General features: G+C 38.3%; 3 protein-coding genes and 1 pseudogene. 2 read left to right on the top strand and 2 right to left on the bottom strand.

Translation table 11 applies throughout. From position 1 onward, the window contains the following. Nucleotides 1-143: 143 nt before the first annotated feature. Both AB685_RS27535 and aceA read left to right on the top strand, forming a co-directional pair. Entirely contained in the window at nucleotides 144-677 is a 534-nt protein-coding gene (locus tag AB685_RS27535) for a DUF4309 domain-containing protein (RefSeq protein ID WP_082153796.1), read from the top strand. A gap of 400 nt (nucleotides 678-1,077) precedes the next feature. Further along, nucleotides 1,078-2,370 (top strand): isocitrate lyase, encoded by a 1,293-nt coding sequence (aceA, locus tag AB685_RS27530; protein ID WP_047973790.1) that lies wholly within the window; start codon nucleotides 1,078-1,080, stop codon nucleotides 2,368-2,370. 46 nt (nucleotides 2,371-2,416) lie between these two features. Here aceA and AB685_RS27525 read toward each other — a convergent pair whose 3' ends face one another. Further along, the gene (locus AB685_RS27525) at nucleotides 2,417-3,952 is read right to left on the bottom strand and encodes a gluconokinase (protein WP_047973788.1); all 1,536 of its coding nucleotides are present in this window, start codon (nucleotides 3,950-3,952) and stop codon (nucleotides 2,417-2,419) included. Between the two features lie 13 nt (nucleotides 3,953-3,965). After that, nucleotides 3,966-4,120, bottom strand: a pseudogene (locus AB685_RS32235) (RpiR family transcriptional regulator); the annotation flags it as partial.

The raw sequence follows: 4,120 nt of genomic DNA, 5'->3' as shown, positions 1-4,120 counted from the left end.
TTTTGATAGGAAATCAAAAAAATCGCACGAATAGTTATTTTTAACAAAAGAACGTTTTAAAAACTGGTAATGGAGGGTAACTCTATATATAGATATAATTTCCGTTAAATTAACGTTCTAAATGGTTAAAGGTAGGTGTGCGAATGATGAAATTTATTAAATTTTTTCTTATAGGCTATATGGTATCCATTCTTGCAGGTTGTGGACAAGGTGACTCAATTGTAATGAATATTGAAGAATTGGAGCGTCCAAGTTCGGTTGTTTCTGCTGCGACCCCATCTTTTCTTTCCTTCACATGGATTGAGAAGGGCTTCAACGGTGTATTTGCCCCTTCAGATCAAGCAATTGGAAAATCACAAGCCGAGGTAGTGGCACAATTGGGTGAACCAAATGAAAAAGGATCGTACGAAGGTGGTCATTTCTATGCATATGACCGTACAACGTATATTTTCTCAAAGAAAGATGATTTACTTGAAGCAATTACAATGGATATTTCTGATTATAAGGTTTCAGCAGATGAGATGAAGCGTGCTTTAGGGACACCTGATCGAAGTGAAATTGACGAGTTAAGCGGTTATTGGACGTATCATTATGAATTAGACGATTATACTTTGTATTTTGAAGCACAAGATGAAGGAAGTTCGCTTGAATTTGTTTGGTTTATGAAAAATAAATAAAAGTTGAAACAGAAGCACTAACTTATTTGTTAGTGCTTTTTTGCATGATTAGTATAACTTTTCAAAAAAATTAGAAAAAAACAGTTGTTTTTATTCTGATACTGTTATATTATAAAACACGTAGAAACAAACTGTAATAATACAGAGAGATTAAAGGGGTCAAAACAGAAGGGGTGAGAGTGAACAAGCAGCAGATCAATTAACAAGTTGAATGCTGTAGAGGAGTTAGATTGGGAAAAGCTGTAATGACACATCAAGTGCATAGCTGTTTGAAGGAAAGCAAATGAAATCATTTGTGCAAGTGGCGACTCTGTTATGGAACAGAAGGGGAGAAAAATTTTTTTCTGAATCTTGTACATTCCGTACAGCAACATCAACTAAAAAAAAGGGAGAGATTATCATGACAAAAGAAAACAAAAAGTTAGCAGCTGAACAATTACAAGCACAATGGGAAAATGATAAAAGATGGCAAGGAATTGAACGTACATATACTGCAGAAGAAGTTGTTAAATTAAGAGGTTCTGTGCAAATTGAACATACATTAGCTAAGCGTGGTTCAGAAAAGCTTTGGGACTATCTGCATACAGAAGATTACATTAATGCACTAGGTGCACTTACAGGAAACCAAGCAGTACAACAAGTAAAAGCTGGTTTGAAAGCGATTTATCTAAGTGGATGGCAAGTAGCAGCTGATGCTAACTTAGCGGGTCAAATGTATCCGGATCAAAGTTTATATCCAGCAAACAGTGTGCCGAGTGTTGTAAAGCGCATTAACCAAGCTCTTCAACGTGCTGATCAGATTCAACATATGGAAGATGAGGGTGACATCGATTATTTTGCACCGATTGTAGCCGATGCTGAAGCAGGATTTGGTGGACAATTGAACGTATTTGAATTAATGAAAGGTATGATTGAAGCTGGAGCGTCTGGTGTTCACTTAGAAGATCAATTAGCTTCAGAGAAAAAGTGTGGTCACTTAGGCGGTAAAGTTCTTATTCCAACTCAAACAGCAGTACGTAATCTAATCTCAGCTCGTCTTGCAGCTGACGTAAGTGGCGTACCGACATTATTAATTGCTAGAACAGATGCAGATGCAGCTGATTTGATCACAAGTGATATTGATCCTGCTGATCATCCGTTCATTACTGGTGAGCGTACTCCAGAAGGATTCTATCGTACAAATCCAGGTCTAGACCAAGCGATTGCTCGTGGACTTGCATATGCTCCTTATGCAGATCTTATCTGGTGCGAAACGTCTAAACCATCACTTGAAGAAGCACAAGCATTTGCAGATGCTATCCATGCTAAATTCCCAGGTAAAATGCTTGCTTATAACTGTTCACCATCATTTAACTGGGAAGCAAATCTTGATAAAGAAACAATCGAAACGTATCAAGTGGAACTTGGGAAAATGGGTTACAAATTCCAATTCGTTACACTTGCAGGCTTCCATGCTCTAAACCACAGTATGTTCGAGCTTGCTCATGGCTACAAGAAACGTGGAATGGGTGCATATTCAGAATTACAACAAGCTGAATTTGCAAGTGAATCAAAAGGGTACACAGCTACTCGTCACCAACGCGAGGTAGGTACTGGTTACTTTGATGAGATTTCACAAGCAGTTTCAGGTGGAACATCTTCTACAACGGCACTTAAAGGCTCAACAGAAGAATCTCAATTCCAAAAACAATAATGACACAAATTGAAAAACGGTTCATCAACTGATGAACCGTTTTTTTTTATGGTGTTTTAATTTGATAGGCTGCTAGCTTAGCTGCAATCTCTTCTTGTGTAGCTTGAGCTTCTAGAAATAAAGAAATGAGATCCTTGTATAAGCTGTGTTGCTCTTGATTAAAGTAAATGGTATCCCCCATAGGGATATGATTAGCGATATTTTCAAGGTTATCTTCTTCGCCGATCGCCATTAAGCTAAACCAAGCAGCTCCCCAAGCAGCACTTTGATGAGTAAGTGGTATCTCCAAGTTCTTACCAAAAACATCGGCTACAAGTTGTAACCAGAATCGTGAACGAGCAAAGCCTCCATTAACATAAATCCGTTTATTTTCTCCTGTAACGCTTTCGACAATAGCACTAATTTGATAGAGGTTAAAGACAATGCCTTCTATACATGAACGCAGGAAATCTGCTTTTGTATGGGTGCTACTAATTCCTAACCATGCTCCTCTCGCATCAGCTCTCCAAAGTGGAGCGCGTTCTCCGTGTAAGTAAGGTAAAAATAAAAGGCTGTTTGCTCCAGGTGGAGAAGTTTGGGCAAGACTTAAGGCGTTCTCAAATCGAGTTAACGAAGTATCTGAATTAGAAGGAGATAAGGTTTCAATTGCCCATTGTAAGACATTTCCACCGTTATTAGTAGGCCCGCCTAATACCCAATGACGTTCTGAAATGGAGTAGCAAAATATTTGTTTTAATGTGCGAGCTGGGGAAGAACTGATCTTTCGTATAGCGCCACTTGTACCGATCGTTAATGTTAAATCTCCTTCTTTAATAGCACCTACCCCTATATTAGCGAGGGGACCATCACTTGATCCTACAGCAAAAGGTGTATCGCGATGAATACCTAATTGTTGAGCAAATTCTTCAGTAAGTCCCTGACATACATAAGTCGGAGAAACAGGAGTTGATAATTGATTACGGGTGATACCTGCAAGATTTAAAGCGGTTTCATTCCAGTCTAATGTATGCACATTGAATAAACCTGTAGCCGATGCCACGCCGTAATCAACGACAAACTTATTAAACCAACGAGAGATAATGAATTCTTTAATTGAAACGAATTTAGTAGCATTCAAATAAGGTGTATAAGCATTGTACTTCATCCATAACAGCTTGAATAGAGGCGACATTGGGTGAAGTGGTGTTCCATTTTTCTCGAGCTCAGAACGGTCTTCTTTAAGGTAATGATTAACTTGCTTAATACTTCGACGATCTGCCCACGTGATCATTGGAGATAACGGTCTATTGGAGTCGTCTACACATATAAGCGAGTGCATAGCAGCAGAGAACCCAATTGATAACAATTGCTCAGATTTAATTCGACTTTTTTTCATAACTTCAGATACAGACTGTACGATAGCCTCCTCAATTAATAGAGGATCTTGTTCTGAGTAATCAGGCTTAGGTGATGAAGTAGGATATGGTGCTTCTGCTTCAGAGGCAACATGCCCCGACCTTGTAAATAAAACTACTTTTGCAGAAGTAGTCCCAATGTCTATCCCCATAACATATGTTGAGTCTTTACTAGTTTGACACTCCATGTTTGACACTCCATTATATTCGTTTATTTGAAATGGCTTTTCTCATTCGGCTAAGCGAATCTTTCATTTGTTCTTTTCTAGCAATACTAACATTTACGTATAAGRCATCAATAATACTTAATTGAGCTAGTCTTGATGCAAGTGCTTCAGAACGAAATTCAGTTTCTT

This window comes from Bacillus sp. LL01 (assembly GCF_001037965.1).
This window is presented reverse-complemented; position numbering and strand designations above follow the sequence as displayed.